Annotated in this window: 15 protein-coding genes; 7 read left to right on the top strand and 8 right to left on the bottom strand. The window is 71.2% G+C overall.

Annotation, left to right across the window (positions count from 1 at the left end; all coding sequences use genetic code 11):
• Positions 1–12: 12 nt before the first annotated feature.
• On the top strand, positions 13–723 hold the full coding sequence (locus OG257_RS27675) for a DUF4191 domain-containing protein (protein ID WP_329211824.1): 711 nt from the start codon (positions 13–15) through the stop codon (positions 721–723).
• Positions 724–801: 78 nt separating this feature from the next.
• Here OG257_RS27675 and OG257_RS27670 read toward each other — a convergent pair whose 3' ends face one another.
• Positions 802–1,269 carry an RDD family protein gene (locus OG257_RS27670; RefSeq protein WP_329211822.1) on the bottom strand — a complete coding sequence of 156 codons (468 nt, stop codon included), beginning with the start codon at positions 1,267–1,269 and terminating at the stop codon, positions 802–804.
• Between the two features lie 223 nt (positions 1,270–1,492).
• Here OG257_RS27670 and glnA point away from each other — a divergent pair, with 223 nt between their 5' ends.
• A complete protein-coding gene (gene glnA / locus OG257_RS27665; RefSeq protein WP_329211820.1) occupies positions 1,493–2,902 on the top strand; it encodes a type I glutamate--ammonia ligase in 1,410 nt (469 codons plus the stop codon).
• Between the two features lie 222 nt (positions 2,903–3,124).
• The gene (locus OG257_RS27660) at positions 3,125–3,820 is read left to right on the top strand and encodes a class I SAM-dependent methyltransferase (protein ID WP_329211818.1); all 696 of its coding nucleotides are present in this window, start codon (positions 3,125–3,127) and stop codon (positions 3,818–3,820) included.
• A 40-nt stretch (positions 3,821–3,860) separates the two neighbouring features.
• On the opposite strand, the gene OG257_RS27655 is transcribed toward OG257_RS27660, so the two are convergent.
• The 5 genes from OG257_RS27655 to OG257_RS27635 form a co-directional block, all read right to left on the bottom strand.
• The gene (locus OG257_RS27655) at positions 3,861–5,669 is read right to left on the bottom strand and encodes a choline/carnitine O-acyltransferase (protein ID WP_329211816.1); all 1,809 of its coding nucleotides are present in this window, start codon (positions 5,667–5,669) and stop codon (positions 3,861–3,863) included.
• Between the two features lie 39 nt (positions 5,670–5,708).
• Entirely contained in the window at positions 5,709–6,509 is an 801-nt protein-coding gene (locus OG257_RS27650) for a class I SAM-dependent methyltransferase (RefSeq protein ID WP_329211814.1), read from the bottom strand.
• 59 nt (positions 6,510–6,568) lie between these two features.
• The gene (locus OG257_RS27645; protein ID WP_329211813.1) at positions 6,569–7,432 is read right to left on the bottom strand and encodes a HalD/BesD family halogenase; all 864 of its coding nucleotides are present in this window, start codon (positions 7,430–7,432) and stop codon (positions 6,569–6,571) included.
• A 106-nt stretch (positions 7,433–7,538) separates the two neighbouring features.
• Positions 7,539–8,345, bottom strand: a complete 807-nt coding sequence (locus tag OG257_RS27640; RefSeq protein ID WP_329211811.1) for a hypothetical protein — start codon at positions 8,343–8,345, stop codon at positions 7,539–7,541.
• A gap of 107 nt (positions 8,346–8,452) precedes the next feature.
• Complete coding sequence (locus OG257_RS27635) at positions 8,453–8,722, bottom strand: hypothetical protein (RefSeq protein WP_329211809.1); 270 nt, start codon at positions 8,720–8,722, stop codon at positions 8,453–8,455.
• 119 nt (positions 8,723–8,841) lie between these two features.
• On the opposite strand from OG257_RS27635, the gene OG257_RS27630 reads away from it, so the two are divergent.
• Both OG257_RS27630 and OG257_RS27625 read left to right on the top strand, forming a co-directional pair.
• A complete protein-coding gene (locus OG257_RS27630; RefSeq protein ID WP_329211807.1) occupies positions 8,842–9,201 on the top strand; it encodes an arsenate reductase family protein in 360 nt (119 codons plus the stop codon).
• Between the two features lie 26 nt (positions 9,202–9,227).
• Positions 9,228–10,172, top strand: a complete 945-nt coding sequence (locus OG257_RS27625) for a hypothetical protein (protein WP_329211805.1) — start codon at positions 9,228–9,230, stop codon at positions 10,170–10,172.
• Positions 10,173–10,177: 5 nt separating this feature from the next.
• Here the strand turns inward: OG257_RS27625 and OG257_RS27620 are convergent, their stop codons facing one another.
• Positions 10,178–10,675 carry a carboxymuconolactone decarboxylase family protein gene (locus tag OG257_RS27620; protein ID WP_329211803.1) on the bottom strand — a complete coding sequence of 166 codons (498 nt, stop codon included), beginning with the start codon at positions 10,673–10,675 and terminating at the stop codon, positions 10,178–10,180.
• A 47-nt stretch (positions 10,676–10,722) separates the two neighbouring features.
• On the opposite strand from OG257_RS27620, the gene pdxR reads away from it, so the two are divergent.
• Together pdxR and OG257_RS27610 are read left to right on the top strand one after the other, a co-directional pair.
• The gene (gene pdxR / locus OG257_RS27615) at positions 10,723–12,132 is read left to right on the top strand and encodes a MocR-like pyridoxine biosynthesis transcription factor PdxR (RefSeq protein ID WP_329211801.1); all 1,410 of its coding nucleotides are present in this window, start codon (positions 10,723–10,725) and stop codon (positions 12,130–12,132) included.
• A gap of 111 nt (positions 12,133–12,243) precedes the next feature.
• A complete protein-coding gene (locus tag OG257_RS27610) occupies positions 12,244–12,930 on the top strand; it encodes a hypothetical protein (RefSeq protein ID WP_329211799.1) in 687 nt (228 codons plus the stop codon).
• An 18-nt stretch (positions 12,931–12,948) separates the two neighbouring features.
• On the opposite strand, the gene OG257_RS27605 is transcribed toward OG257_RS27610, so the two are convergent.
• Positions 12,949–13,905 (bottom strand): Gfo/Idh/MocA family protein, encoded by a 957-nt coding sequence (locus OG257_RS27605; protein WP_329211797.1) that lies wholly within the window; start codon positions 13,903–13,905, stop codon positions 12,949–12,951.
• Positions 13,906–13,940: the final 35 nt, after the last annotated feature.

Raw genomic sequence — 13,940 nt, 5'->3', positions numbered from 1 at the left:
AAACTTCAGTACATGGCGAGGAAGGCAAACACCACTGAAGGCGCGGACAGCGCCGAGAACGCGGGGCGGCTCAAGCAGATCGCCCTGACCTACAAGATGACCAGGCGGACAGACCCCAAGATCGGTCTTGTCGTCGCGGGTGTGGGAATCGTCACCTTCGGTGTCCTCCTCGCGATCGGTTTCTTGATCGATCACCCGGTCTACGCGGGCATCCTGGGCTTCGTACTGGCCCTCCTCGCAATGGCGATCATCTTCGGACGACGTGCCGAGCGCGCGGCCTTCGGGCAGATGGAGGGACAGCCGGGCGCCGCGGCGGCCGTACTGGACCGTGTCGGCCGCGGCTGGAGCACGACTCCGGCGGTCGCGATGAACCGCAGTCAGGACGTCGTCCACCGGGCCGTCGGCAAGGCGGGCATCGTGCTGGTCGCTGAGGGCAACCCGAACCGGGTGAAGAGCCTGCTGGCGGCGGAGAAGAAGAAGATGGCCCGCATCGTGGTGGACGTGCCGGTGCACGACATCATCGTCGGCGACGGCGAGGGCCAGGTGCCGCTCAAGAAGGTGCGCACCAAGATGCTGAAGCTCCCGCGGGTGCTGACGGGCGCGCAGGTCACCGCTGCCAACGACCGGCTGCGGGCCATGGGCGACCTGATGAGCAACATGCCGCTGCCGAAGGGCCCGATGCCGAAGGGCATGCGGATGCCGCGCGGCGGAAAGATGCGCTGATGCGCTGACGTACTCAGTACGGAACGAGGGCGGCCCCGGACGTGATCGTCCGGGGCCGCCCTCGTCGGTCCACGTCTTCTAGATGCGTACCTGGACGGCACGGGCCAGCCGGTCGTGGAGGCCGCGGCTGTCGCGGTCCCAGACCAGGGCGGGGATGACCAGGAGCAGCAGCACGGTCCGGACGATCACCCGCCCGGTGCCGAGCCGCCCGCCGCCCTCGGCGACGACCCGCAGGCCCAGGATGCGCTTGCCCGGCGTGGAACCGATGGTTCCCACCGTCAGCAGGCTCAGTACGAGGAAGACGCCCAGCGCCCAGTTCCCGGCCACCTGTTGGTCACCTTGAGCGAGCAGCCCGTATGCGATCACCATGCACACGGTCCAGTCGATGAAGAGTGCCCCGAAGCGCCGGCCGAGCGGGGCCACGGACCCCGGGCCTTCCTGGGGCAGACCGAGGCGCTCGCCCCGGTAACCGAAGTCGGCGCCCATCTCCTCGGCCGCCGCGCGTGGCCCCGAGAGCCACGATCCGATTGCTTGCCTGTTGTCCACCCGTCCACGGTACTGCGCCCGTGTTTGCTCCTGGCCGGGCGGGGCACTCATAAACGTCGCTGAGGTGCCGCTGACGACCGGCCTGGTTAACTTGGGCGAAACAAATGGGTCATGCTTGAGAAATCCTGCCTGCCTATGGTCGGGTCCAGCGTGTGCCACCGCACTGGCCGCACGAAAGAGCTGCAACCCCGCCCTTCTCCGGGTCGGGAGTAGGAGGAGTTGGATGTTCCAGAACGCCGACGACGTGAAGAAGTACATCGCCGACGAAGACGTCAAGTTCATCGATGTCCGATTCTGCGACCTGCCCGGTGTGATGCAGCACTTCACCATCCCGGCGGCAGTCTTCGACCCGAACGAGGAGCTCGCGTTCGACGGCTCGTCGATCCGCGGTTTCCAGGCCATCCACGAGTCCGACATGGCGCTCCGCGCGGACATCTCGACGGCTCGCGTCGACCCGTTCCGCCGCGACAAGACTGTCAACATCAACTTCTTCATCCACGACCCGATCACGGGCGAGCAGTACAGCCGTGACCCGCGGAACGTGGCCAAGAAGGCCGAGGCCTACCTCGCCTCGACCGGTGTCGCCGACACCGCGTACTTCGGCCCCGAGGCCGAGTTCTACGTCTTCGACAACGTCCGCTTCCAGACGTCGGCGAACGAGAGCTTCTACCACATCGACTCCGAGGCCGGCGCCTGGAACACCGGGTCGGAGGAGAACAACCGCGGCTACAAGGTCCGCTACAAGGGCGGCTACTTCCCGACCCCGCCGGTCGACCACTTCGCCGACCTGCGTGCCGAGATCTCCCTGGAGCTGGACAAGAACGGCCTCCAGGTCGAGCGCCAGCACCACGAGGTCGGCACCGCCGGCCAGGCGGAGATCAACTACAAGTTCAACACGCTGCTCGCCGCGGCCGACGACCTGATGCTCTTCAAGTACATCGTGAAGAACGTCGCCTGGCGCAACGGCAAGACCGCGACCTTCATGCCGAAGCCGATCTTCGGTGACAACGGCTCGGGCATGCACGTCCACCAGTCGCTGTGGCAGGGCGGCACGCCGCTCTTCTACGACGAGCAGGGTTACGCCGGCCTGTCGGACATGGCCCGCTACTACATCGGCGGCATCCTGAAGCACGCCCCGTCGCTGCTTGCCTTCACCAACCCGACGGTGAACTCCTACCACCGCCTGGTCCCGGGCTTCGAGGCACCGGTCAACATGGTGTACTCGCAGCGCAACCGCTCCGCCGCGATGCGTATCCCGATCACGGGCTCCAACCCGAAGGCGAAGCGCGTCGAGTTCCGCGCCCCGGACCCGTCCTCGAACCCGTACCTGGCGTTCTCGGCCCTGCTGATGGCCGGCCTGGACGGCGTGAAGAACAAGATCGAGCCCCCGGAGCCGATCGACAAGGACCTCTACGAGCTGGCCCCCGAGGAGCACGCGGGCGTCCAGCAGGTCCCGACCTCGCTCCCGGCGGTCCTCGACGCCCTCGAGGCGGACCACGACTACCTCCAGGCCGGCGGCGTCTTCACGCCCGACCTGATCGAGACGTGGATCGACTACAAGCGCACGAACGAGATCGCCCCGATCCAGCTGCGCCCGCACCCGCACGAGTTCGAGCTGTACTTCGACATCTAGGAAGGCCACGGGCAGGAGCGGCTTTCCGCTCGCCTGGGCCGTCCGTGGGCCGTCGGCCGTGTTCCTCCCCGCCCGGGAGGACACGGCCGACGGCCTTTTCCGTGCCCGCACGCAGAACCCTCCTCGCAGGTCGGGCCGTTCCGCCGCCGGCGAAACCGGCAACAGGGCGCCCCCGACGGGGCAGTACTGAGGCGACGGACTCCCCGGCGAACGGACCACCCCATGACGCGGACAGCGGCGTACGACCGGATCGCGGACTGGTACGAACGGGATTTCCTCGGCGGCCCGGCGGCCGGAGCGACTGCCGGCAACCCCCGCGGCCTCGGTCATCTCCTGGGTGAGCTCCTCGGCGCGGGAGCAGGGGCCGCCTGTCTGGAGATCGGGTGCGGCACCGGCGTCCACGCCGCACGGCTTCGCGAGCTCGGCTGGGCCCCTGTCAGCGTCGACCTGTCCGCCGGAATGCTGCGCCATGCGCGCGGCCGCCTGCCGGTCGCGCAGGGAGACGCCGCGCGGCTGCCGATCCGCGACGGATCGGTGGCTGCCGTCGTCGCGGTGATGGTGCACACCGACATGCCCGACTACCCGGCCGTGCTCCACGAAGCGGCCCGGGTGCTACGGCCCGGTGGGGTGTTCGTGCACATCGGTGTCCATCCCTGTTTCTGCGGCGGGTTCGCCGACCGTACGGATGCCGATGCCGTCGTGGTCCGTCCCGGATATCTCGACGCGGACTGGACCACGGCCTCGTGGACGGACCGGGGCCTGCGCGACAAGGTCGGAGCGGGGCACCTGCCGCTGTCCGGCCTCCTCCATGGCTTCCTCGATGCCGGTCTCGCGCTCGAGCGGTTCGCCGAGCACGGTGACCCCACGCCGATCGTCATGGCGGTGAAGGCCCGCCGGAGTGGGCAGGCGGCGGGCTGAGCCGTTTCGGACGCTCGCCGCCTGCCCGTTGCGTGGGCTGTCAGCCCGCCAGGAGCTCGCGCAGTTCCGCGACCGCCTCGCGGAGGCGGTCCGCGAAGGCGTGCATCTGGGCGGCCACCGGCAGCGGGGTGCTCAGGTAGAGGTTGAAGCGGTCGGGCAGCAGGACGTAGGCGATGCCGATGCACTTGCTGCTCGTGGAGCCGAAGCCGAAGTACTGGATGTTCTCCGACGGGGCCGAACTGGTGCTGAGGTAGTCGTCCCGCATGGTGAGCCAGCCCGGTGAGCGGTACAGGGCGGGCTGTTCGGTGATCCCGAGCTCGGCACCGCGGCGGCGCTGGATGAGTTCCAGCTCCCACAGGTGCTGTTCGGGGGCGTCCCCGGCCTGGCATTCCTTCGCACGGGTCACATGGGCGGTCGCGGCTGCGCGGAAGGCGGCGCGGCGGGTGTCGCGGTCGGCGGCGGGGTCGTCCATCGCCGCCACGAAGGCCGGCATCTCGGGGGTGACGACGCGCATCGCCTCGGTGCGGCCGTGCCGGAACTGGCGGGTCGCGATCGACTCGTACGTGGCTCCGAGGTGGCCCTTGGCGCGCTGGTGGGCCAGTTGGTAGGCGGTCTGGACGAACGCGTCCGGTGATACGCCGAGCGCCTTGGCCGCGGTGCTGCCGAAGTCGTCGAAGGAGACCGTGCTGGTGGCGGTGGCTGCGCCGTACGCGGCGAACGACTCGGCGGCGGACCGCACCTGGGCCCGCTGGGTGTCGTCCAGCTCGAACACGAGGGGCTGCGGGACCGGTTGTCCCTGCGCGCGGGCGCCGGACTGGCCGGCGTGCTCCTCGGGCGGGGTGCTGAGCAGCGCGTCGGTGAAGCTGAGGATGGTCGTCCCGTCGAGCTCGCAGTGCTCCACGTTGATGCCGGCCCGGCCGTCGGTGTAGACGACGAAGGAGACGGCCTTGTCGAACCAGCGGTTGCCCCGGTCCCCGTACAGCAGTTCGTCGCAGGTGGCCTTGGTGTCCCCGGGTGCGAAGTCCTCCAGGCAGACGCAGAACAGCGCGGTCTCGATGTCGTCCAGTGTCTCGGCGTTGCGGGGGTGGGCGAGGAGGGTGTCCCGGGCCGCCGCCCATTCGGCGCGCGCCATGCTGGTGAGGTGGCCGGCTCGGTCCGCCTCGTCCGTGTGCACGTCGGCCTTGGTCACGGCGCGCAGTCCGGCTTCGATCTCGTCGAGGCTGTGCGGGGCACCGTCCTCACCGAGGACGTCCAGCCGGAACATGCTGCCCCGGAAGAATACGACGATGTGCCGGGCCGTGGAGGGGCCGGGCGCGCTGTCGCTGTACGGGGCGCGGACGGTGTCCAGTGGGACGCCGGGGATGCGGGTCGTGGAGAACAGGTACTTGTTCTGCACCATGGACTGCGGCACTCCGCGCTGCTCCACCGGCGCGATGAGGCCCTCGTCCAGCTGCCGCTTGTAGTTGAGCGCCCCGGCGACGAGGCCGGCCGCCCGGTCGAGCTGGCCCTGGCCGGTGTCCTGGAACAGGAAGAAGAAGTTGGCGTTGAGCGCGATCCGGTCCCGGCGGCCGAGGTAGCGGTACGGCCAGAAGGTGTCGAGCCAGCTGTGCACGCCCTCCGTGCCGTCGTACTCCTCCAGCGCCGCGTGCAGGACCCGGCCGGGTCCGTCGGGCCGCAGGAAGGCGGCGACCTCGGCCTCGGTCGCCGCCCGTTCCTCGGCGGTCAGGAGCGGTGCGCTCCAGGCGAGGAACCTTTCGCAGCTCGCCTCGAGCGTGGGCAGCGGCACACGCGGCAGGTCGCCCTCCCGGGCGAAGGTGGCGCTGTCCGCAACTTCCTGGCTGACGTTCAATTCGGCTCTGCTTTCGGTTGGTGGGAAGGGTGGCGGGTGTCAGTTGGGGCGGGAGAGGTAGAGCTGTGCGTACATCCAGCCTTCCTCCTCCAGGCCCCGCGCATCCACTCCTGCCGCCGCCATGCTGTCCAGCACGCGTGTCTGTTCCTGCGGGTCGGCGAACTTCCGCTGCTTGAAGACGTCGTCGACCCGCACGGTGCGGTAACCGAGCCCGGCCAGGGCGTCCTCGACCGGGTCGAAGGGGAACATCCGCAGGACGAAGTGCGCCATCCAGGGGCGCCGTTCGCCCTGCGCCCGCACGACGCGGGTGAGGGTCCGCTCGGTGACGTAGCCGATGCAGCCCGTCGAGATCACGATGTCCGTCCCGGTGAGCCGGGCGTGCTGCTCCGGTGTGGGGTCGTTCCGCTCCAGGTCGGCGTGGACCGCTTCGTCGAGGAATCCGGCCGCGCGGGCGTAGGCGAGTGCGCTGGTGGAGGCGTCCAGGCCGGTGAAGCGGAGGCCGTGCGCGGGGCTGCGGGAGCGGGAGAGGTCACGGTCGCGAGCCAGGAGCTCCTCGTGGGACATCTCTGCGGCGTCGCCGTAGCGCGTGTACAGCTCGTCCATCGTCGCGTCGTACTTCAGCAGGGCGGCGTTGATCCCGTAGGAGCAGCCGATGTCCAGGATGGTCGGGACGGACACCTCCTCGGACTCCCGGTACTCCTTGATGAGCTTCTCGAAGTAGGGCTTGGCCTGTTGGGGGACGCAGTAGCCGAGGGGGCGGAGCACCTGGAAGTACGTGCGCGGGTCGGGCGCGGTGTAGATGTGGTCGAGCGAGACTTTTCCGTTCGCGTCGAAACGCAAGGGGTTTACTCCTCCGTGGTTCGCGGGGCGGGGCAGGAACGGTCTGCGCGGGCCGCCCGCTAGTCCAGCAGCTTGTCGCCCCGTACGGCCCGGCCTTCGGCGGCCAGGTGCGCGGGCAGGACGCGGCCGAAGAGCTGCCGGGTGCGTGCCACGCTCCCGATGACGCCGGGGCGCTCGCTGTAGGCGAAGATCGCGGAGTGGCGTGCCACGTCGCCCCGCACGGGGCTGACGCGGTGCAGTGAGTAGCGGCCCTTGAAGAGCTGCAGGTCGCCGGGGCGCAGGGGCAGCCGGTCGCCCTCGGTGCGGCCGTCCAGTACGTCGCGGACGGCGTCGAAGTGCTCGTCCTCGGCGGTCCTGATGTTCGGGCAGTACTCGAAGTCACCGCCGGACCGGGCCTGCTGGGTCAGCATGCTCACCGTGTACTCGTTGGTGTCGAAGTGCCACGGGTGCTCCATACCCGGCCGCACGACGTTGAGGACGAGGCCGGAGAGCGGGTCGGCGAGCTCGTGCAGCCGCGGCAGTCCGAAGCAGTCGGCGACGAAGCGCTGGAACACCTCATGCGTGTAGAGCCGGCTGATGAGGGCGCCCTCGGGGATGCGGTCGCGCGCGACGAACGCGTTGCCCCGCTGGAAGGTACGCCGGCCCGGGTGGTCCTCGGGGAGGTCCGCGTCCACGGCGATGTTGTAGACGTTGACGGTCTCGACGTCGAAGTACGCCTGGGGTGCGATGGCTGCGCACTCCTGGCGAAGGACGTCGTGGAGCGACGGGCGGATGAAGTCCGGCAGTACGGTGCAGCCGACCGTGGCCAGTTCGCGCCGGGCCCTGTCGATCACCGCCTGCCCCTCGACGCTTCCGGGGTCCGACAGGGGGTAGCGGTCCGTGTCGACCACCTGGTCGAGCGTGATGGCTTGCAGAGTGCTCAATTCGACCCTCTCCACGCGCGCGTCGATAACTCAACTGGGGAGTAACAGAGTTGAAGTTCCCACAGCGCCGCCACGTTGTCTGTGACACGCCACACCTTGTCGCTCGTCAGCCGAGATCGATCACCGGGCGGACGTTGAAGTCCTCGAACACGTCCTCGCCCTCGGGGCCGTTGAGGAAGTCCGCCATCGACGGGTTGTGGTTGGCGGTGGCCAGCGGCAGCCACTCCAGGAAGGTGCCGTAGCCCCCGCAGACCGCTTCCCCGCCGTCCCCGCCGTATACGGAACCGGGGTCCGAGGTCATCTCGGCCGTGTCGTAGACATCGAAGGCGATACGCAGACCGAAGGCGTTGGGCCCGTGCTGCGGTCCTGGTCCGCTGCCGTACGGCTGCGTGCCCGCCGGGCAGTCGTTCCCCCAGCGGAACAGCGTCCGCGTCCCCGCCCCACAGGCGTGCTCCCACTCGTCGGGGGCCGGCAGCCGCAGACCGCCCTCGGCGAGCAGCGCCGGTACCAGGCCGGGGAGTTCGGGGAGCTTTCCGGGCTCCACCGCCATCAGCACGGTGGGGAGCGTGACCGTGCGCCGCGGCGTCATCACGCGGGCCAGGTGGGCCCGCGGGTCCTCGTCGAAGCCGAAGCCTCCGCCCAGGCTCTCCTCCCGGTACGAGACGAGCTGCTCGGGCATCGGCTGCCAGGCGTCCGGATCGAAGCCGACGGTCACCCGGCCCCCGGGTATCAACGCGTATTCCTCACCCGCCCGTTCGACGACGGCGCGGTGCAGGACACCTCCGAGGTGCGGGGTGCTGTCCAGCCGGACGAGCCGGCCGTCCACCCGGCGTGCGGCTTCCCCGGCGTGGCGCGCGGCCGTGTCCCGGTCCAGGGCGCGCCAGTGGTCGAAGGTCAGGTCGGCGAGTGACATGGCGGCAGTCTGACACCGCCTTCCCCCCACCCGTCTCCCCCTCCTGCCTCCTCCCACGGAACGGGACATGCCTGTGCCCCCGGTCTCCGGGGGCACAGGCGCCGTTGTCAGCGGCCGTAGCGGATCAGGGCGCGGACCATGCGGCAGGTGGTGTCGGACGGCGGGTGGATGGCGAGGCGTTCGGCTGTCGCGCGGATCCTGTCGTTGTCGGCGCTCGACGGGTGGTAGACGCCCGTGTCGAGCAGGGCTATCGCCAGGCGCATGGCCTTGAGGCGACGGTTGTGGGAGACGTACCACTCGCGGGGCCTGCCCGCGGGGAGCGGCTTCTTCCGCAGCGGCTTGTTCAGCGGCTCGGTCGTGACTGTGGCAACGGCCATCGGCAACCTCCTGGCACGGTGGTGGAACCCTCACGAACTCCCTCCATTTTACTGCCCGCCACTGACAATCGCCCCTGGCCAGAGGCCTTTTCGAGGATCCCTCCCGTACCCTTGGCCCCATGGAGATCTGGATCAACCCCGCCTGTTCCAAGTGCCGCAGCGCAGTCGATCTGCTCGACGCCGAGGGCGCCGACTACACCGTCCGCCGCTACCTGGAGGACGTGCCCTCCCCGGACGAGATCCGGGCGGTCCTCGACCGGCTCGGGCTGGAGCCGTGGGACATCACCCGGACCCAGGAGGCCGTCGCGAAGGAGCTCGGGCTCAAGGAGTGGCCGATGGAAGCCGGTTCGCGCGAGCGGTGGATCTCGGCGCTGGCGGAGCACCCGAAGCTGATCCAGCGGCCGATCATCACCGCCGACGACGGGACCGCTGTGGTGGCGCGGTCGGAGGACGCCGTACGGGACGCGCTCGGGCGGTGAGCGGGAGTGTCCCGGACGCTCCCGGCATGAGTGTCTGTACCGGCTTCGTCGTCAGCGGCACCGTGGACGGCGCGGACGCCACCTCCACCCCGGACGAGGTCACCGCGCTCCTCGGGGACGGGTACGCGGAGAGCCGCCGCAAGGGCCTGTTGCTGCGCTCCTACAGCCTCGCCGAGTTCGCCTGGCAACGGGATTCGCCGAAGGCGCCGTGGCAGGGGCTCCATGTCATGGTGCAGGCGCACCGGCTCGAAGTGCCCCTGCTCGTCGATGACCTGGCGGCGGCTCTGGACCGGCTGGGGTTCCCGCTCGTCGAGGTGGCCCCGGACGGGCTGGGGTGCCGGCGCTTCGTACGTGAGGACAGCGGGGTCGGGTTGCTGGTCGACGAGGAGGACGGGGCGGTACTCAAGCTCTCGGCGCCGGCATGGTTCGGGCCGGGGCCCCGGAGCGAGCGGGCCCCCTGGTCGCCGGAGACGCTCCGGGACCGGGTGGCGCATCTGGCGGGGCTCGACCCGGACGCGCGGGAGCGGTGGGCCGTGCGGCGTTGTCCGGAACAGCCGGAGGAGCGCGCGGCCTGGTGGTGGTTCCTGTGGGTGGCCTCCGGCCGGAGGGACGCCGGGGGCACGGACGAGGAGCGGGCCCGCCGGGCCGGGCTCGGGCTCTGGCTGCTCCGGAAGTGCGAGGCGGCCGGGGCCGTCGGCCGTGCGGAGTCCCTGCTCCAACTGGCCCGGTCCGGGCTGCTGCCGCCGGACGAGACGGTACGCGCCTGCCTCGACGGCATCCCGGTGTCCCGGGCCGACGTGGCGACCCGGGACACAACGGCGTACTCGCGCGAGAACATCACGGTGATCAACCTCTCCCGGGAGGCCAAGCGCCTCTCGCTCGCCACCCGTGAGCACCTGCCCCACGTCCGCGACCCGGAACTGCGGGCCGAGGCTGAGGCCTGGCTGGAGCTCAGGGCCCGGCTGATGTAGCCGGATCAGCGTTCGTCCGTGCCCGCGCGCTTGGCCGTGGCGAGGGCGATGCGGTTCCAGGTGTTGATCGTGAGGATCAGGGCCAGGAGCTGGGCCAGTTCCTGCTCCTCGAAGTGCGTGGCGGCGCGCTCGTACACCGCGTCGGGCACTCCGGCGTCCGCGACGCGGGTGACCGCGTCCGTGAGGGCGAGGGCCGCCTGCTCCTTCGCCGTGAAGAAGTGCTCCGCCTCCTGCCACACGGCGACCATGTGCAGCCGCTCCTCGCTCTCGCCCGCCTTGCGGGCGTCGCAGGTGTGCATGTGGAGGCAGTACGCGCAGTGGTTGAGGTGCGAGGAGCGGATCTGGACCAGCTCCACCAGGGTCGGGTCCAGGCCCTCGCGGGCCGCCGCGTCGAGGCCGATCACGGCGCGGAAGACCTTGGGGGCCACCTTGGCGAAGTTGAGCCGGACGGTGGAGGCGGTCGGGGATGCGGTGGTGGCGGGCTTGATCTCTGTCGTCGTCATGGGTACGAATCTACGAGGTTCAGTGACTGGTTACGGGGTGCATTTCAGTGGCGGATTCATGGGTCAATTCTGCGGAGATCCTGGGCAGTGATCTGCCGCTCGAACTGTCGGGCACCGGCAACCGGCGGGCCGTTCTGATGCGGGCGCTGCGCGAGGCGATCACGAGCGGCCGGCTCGCCCCGGGAACCCGGCTGCCGCCGTACCGTTCGCTCGCCGTGGATCTCGGGCTGGCCCGCAACACCGTGGCCGACGCCTACGCCGAACTCGTCGCCGAGGGCTGGCTGGCCGCCCGTCAGGGCTCGGGGACCAGGGTCGCCGAGAGGGCCGTGCCCCTCAGCCGGACCTACCGGCAGCGCACCCGCGAGCGGACCGCCCGGCCGGTCCACGACCTCGTCCAGGGGAAGCCGGACCCCTCGGTCTTCCCGCGGACCGCCTGGCTGGCCTCGGCCCGTCGGGCACTGGACCGTGCCCCGCACGACGCCTTCGGGCCCGGTGATCCGCACGGGCGGGCCGAGCTGCGCGAGGCCCTGACCGCCTATCTGGCCCGGGTACGAGGCGTGCGGACCTCACCCGAGCGGATCGTGCTCTGTTCGGGCGCCGCCCACGGGCTGCGGCTGCTGGCGGACGTGGTGGGCGGGCCGTGGGCGGTCGAGGCCTACGGGCTGCCGTTCCATCGTGAGCTGCTGGCCGGTCACGGGGTGCGGACCCGGCCGGTCGCCGTCGACGAACACGGTGCGCGGATCGGGGAGCTGGGGCGGGGGGAGCGGGCGGTGCTGCTCACCCCGGCGCACCAGTTCCCGACCGGCGGCCCGCTGCATCCGGAGCGCCGTGCCGCCGCGGTCGACTGGGCGCGGGCGACCGGCGGTCTGGTCGTGGAGGACGACTACGACGGGGAGTTCCGCTACGACCGGCAGCCGGTGGGCGCGGTGCAGGGACTCGATCCCGAGCATGTGGTGCTGCTCGGGTCCGTGAGCAAGAGCCTCTCCCCCACGCTGCGGATCGGCTGGATGGTGCTGCCCGAACGGCTGGTGGACGGCGTCCTCGCGGCGAAGGGTGAGCGGGAGCAGTGGTCGAGCGCCACGGAGCAGCTGACCCTCGCGGATTTCGTCGGGTCGGGATCGTACGACCGTCAGGTGCGCCGGATGCGCCAGCGCCACCGGCGGCGCCGTGATCAGCTGGTGGCGGCTCTGGAGCGGCGCGCCCCGCATGTCCGGGTGTCCGGGATCGCCGCGGGACTGCACGCGGTCCTGGATCTGCCGCGCGGCACGGAGCGTTCGGTGGTGCGGGCCGCGGCCTGGCAGGGGCTGGCGGTGGACGGGCTCTCCTCCTATCTGCACCCGGCCGCCGTCGGCGCCGGAGCACGGCGGGACGGGCTGGTCGTGGGCTATGCGACCCCGCCCGAGCACGGGTACGAGGAGGCGCTCGCCGCGCTGTGCCGGGCACTGCCTCCGGAGTGACACCGGGCCGGCCGTTGAAACGAACAGGCCGGTTACCCGTACGTAGGGACACACACGCACCGCACCGGCCGGAGTGCAGCCCGCGCTCCGGGCCGGGGACAGGAGCCCTACGTGTCACGCAAGAAGACCATCGGCCGGAAGAAGAAGCTCGCCCTGCTCGCCGGGGCCGTCGCGCTCGCCGGAGGGACCGCGGCCGTGCTGGCCGGGACCAGCCAGGCGTCGCAGTCGCCGTCGGCGGACGCCTCGTCGGTCGTCTGTACGGGGCTGGCCACGGCCCTGAGCAACAACGAGCAGTTCATCGCCGGTCAGCGGGCGAATCCGGACGCCCAGTCCCAGGCGCGGATCGAGAACCGGGAGGCGGTCCTCGCCCAGATCCGGCTCCAGCAGGCCGCATCGGGATGCGCGGGCGAGGCCGCTCCGCCCGCCGCTCCCCCGGCGGAGCCCCCTGCCGCCTCGCAGCCCGGGGAGCCGCCGGCCGGGGAAGCGCCGGAGGCTCCGGCCGAGGAACCGACGGACGCCGCGCCGCCCGGTGGAGGGGACCAGGCGGCCGGGGAGGTCGTGTGCGCGGGGTCCACCGTGACGCTCTCCGGCGAGGGCGGCGCCCCTGCCGCGTCCAGCAGCCAGTTCCCCGTCGGCACCGAGCTCAAGGTGACCAACCTCGACAACGACAAGGCGACGACCGTGCAGGTCACCTCCGTGTCGGGCAGCTGCGCCCTGCTGAACAACGCCGCGTTCGAGCAGGTCCGCGAGCCCGGCAAGTTCCTGATCCGCAACGCCCGCATCGAGCGCGTGGGCTGAGCCGGCGGGAGCCGGGGTTCAGGAGCGCGCGGGCACCGGCCCCAGTCCCGCTTCGGCCTGTGCGAGCAGCTCCGTGAGCCGCAGCCCGAACCGTACGTCGCAGGGGTGCGCCACTCCCGTACGCGCCGCCTCCACCAGCGCGGCCACGGCCGCCCGGAACCCACCGAGCGCGTCGTCGAACCCCGGAGGCAGGGCGGCCGTTCCGTGCTCGCCCCTGAACTCGACGTCCGTCCCCACCGCGCCCACCGGTGCGTCCAGCGCGAGCGTCACCGTGCTGGACGCACCGGAGGTGTGCCGGAGCAGCAGGTGCGTGGTGTCGGCCGGTCCGCGTGCCGCCACGACCTCCGTCACGTCTCCCAGCACCGGGATCAGGACGGAGAGTGCGTGCGGGCCGACGTCCCACAGGGCGCCCTTCTCCCGGCGCCAGGCGGAGGCGGCGAACTCGTTGTTCGTCCCCGGGGCGTAGAGCGCACCGATCCACTGGGCCCGGGCCGTGAACCAGCCGCCCGCCGCGGCCTGTTCGGCGATCCACCGGGCCGTCCCGGCGGCGAACCGGAGTGTGCAGAAGACCACCGAGGCGACCTGGGCCCGCTCCGCGGCCTCGGCGACCTCGCGCGCGCCCGCCACCGTCGTGGCGACCGGCTTGTCCATCAGCAGGTGGCAGCCGGCGGCCGCGGCGCGTGCGGCCAGGGGTGCCTGGATGTCCGGCGGCACGGCGAAGGCGACCGCGTCGCTCACGGCCAGGAGCGCGTCGATGCCCTCGTCGCCGGTGTACGCCTCGGTGCCGTGGGCGGCGGCGAGCGCGTCCGCCGCTTCGGGACGGCGGCCCCAGACGCCGCTCAGCTCGACTCCGGGGTGTCCGGCGAGGGCGGGGGCATGGGTCATGCGGGCCCATGGGCCCGCGCCGACGAGGCCTATCCGCATCGGGGTGCCCGGGGCGGGGCGGGGCGGTGTGGACGCAGATGGTGTGGTCATGCAGCCAGTGTGCCCGGCCTGTCCTGCGGCTCGGA

This window comes from Streptomyces sp. NBC_00683, from assembly GCF_036226745.1.
Taxonomy (GTDB): domain Bacteria; phylum Actinomycetota; class Actinomycetes; order Streptomycetales; family Streptomycetaceae; genus Streptomyces.
This window is presented reverse-complemented; position numbering and strand designations above follow the sequence as displayed.

Coding starts and splice junctions, on each gene's coding strand:
- OG257_RS27635 (WP_329211809.1), bottom strand. CDS start 8,722: ATGGCCGTTGCCACAGTCACGACCGAGCCGCTGAACAAGCCGCTGCGG.
- OG257_RS27620 (WP_329211803.1), bottom strand. CDS start 10,675: ATGACGACGACAGAGATCAAGCCCGCCACCACCGCATCCCCGACCGCC.
- OG257_RS27675 (WP_329211824.1), top strand. CDS start 13: ATGGCGAGGAAGGCAAACACCACTGAAGGCGCGGACAGCGCCGAGAAC.
- glnA (WP_329211820.1), top strand. CDS start 1,493: ATGTTCCAGAACGCCGACGACGTGAAGAAGTACATCGCCGACGAAGAC.
- OG257_RS27640 (WP_329211811.1), bottom strand. CDS start 8,345: ATGTCACTCGCCGACCTGACCTTCGACCACTGGCGCGCCCTGGACCGG.
- OG257_RS27625 (WP_329211805.1), top strand. CDS start 9,228: ATGAGTGTCTGTACCGGCTTCGTCGTCAGCGGCACCGTGGACGGCGCG.
- OG257_RS27605 (WP_329211797.1), bottom strand. CDS start 13,905: ATGACCACACCATCTGCGTCCACACCGCCCCGCCCCGCCCCGGGCACC.
- OG257_RS27630 (WP_329211807.1), top strand. CDS start 8,842: ATGGAGATCTGGATCAACCCCGCCTGTTCCAAGTGCCGCAGCGCAGTC.
- OG257_RS27660 (WP_329211818.1), top strand. CDS start 3,125: ATGACGCGGACAGCGGCGTACGACCGGATCGCGGACTGGTACGAACGG.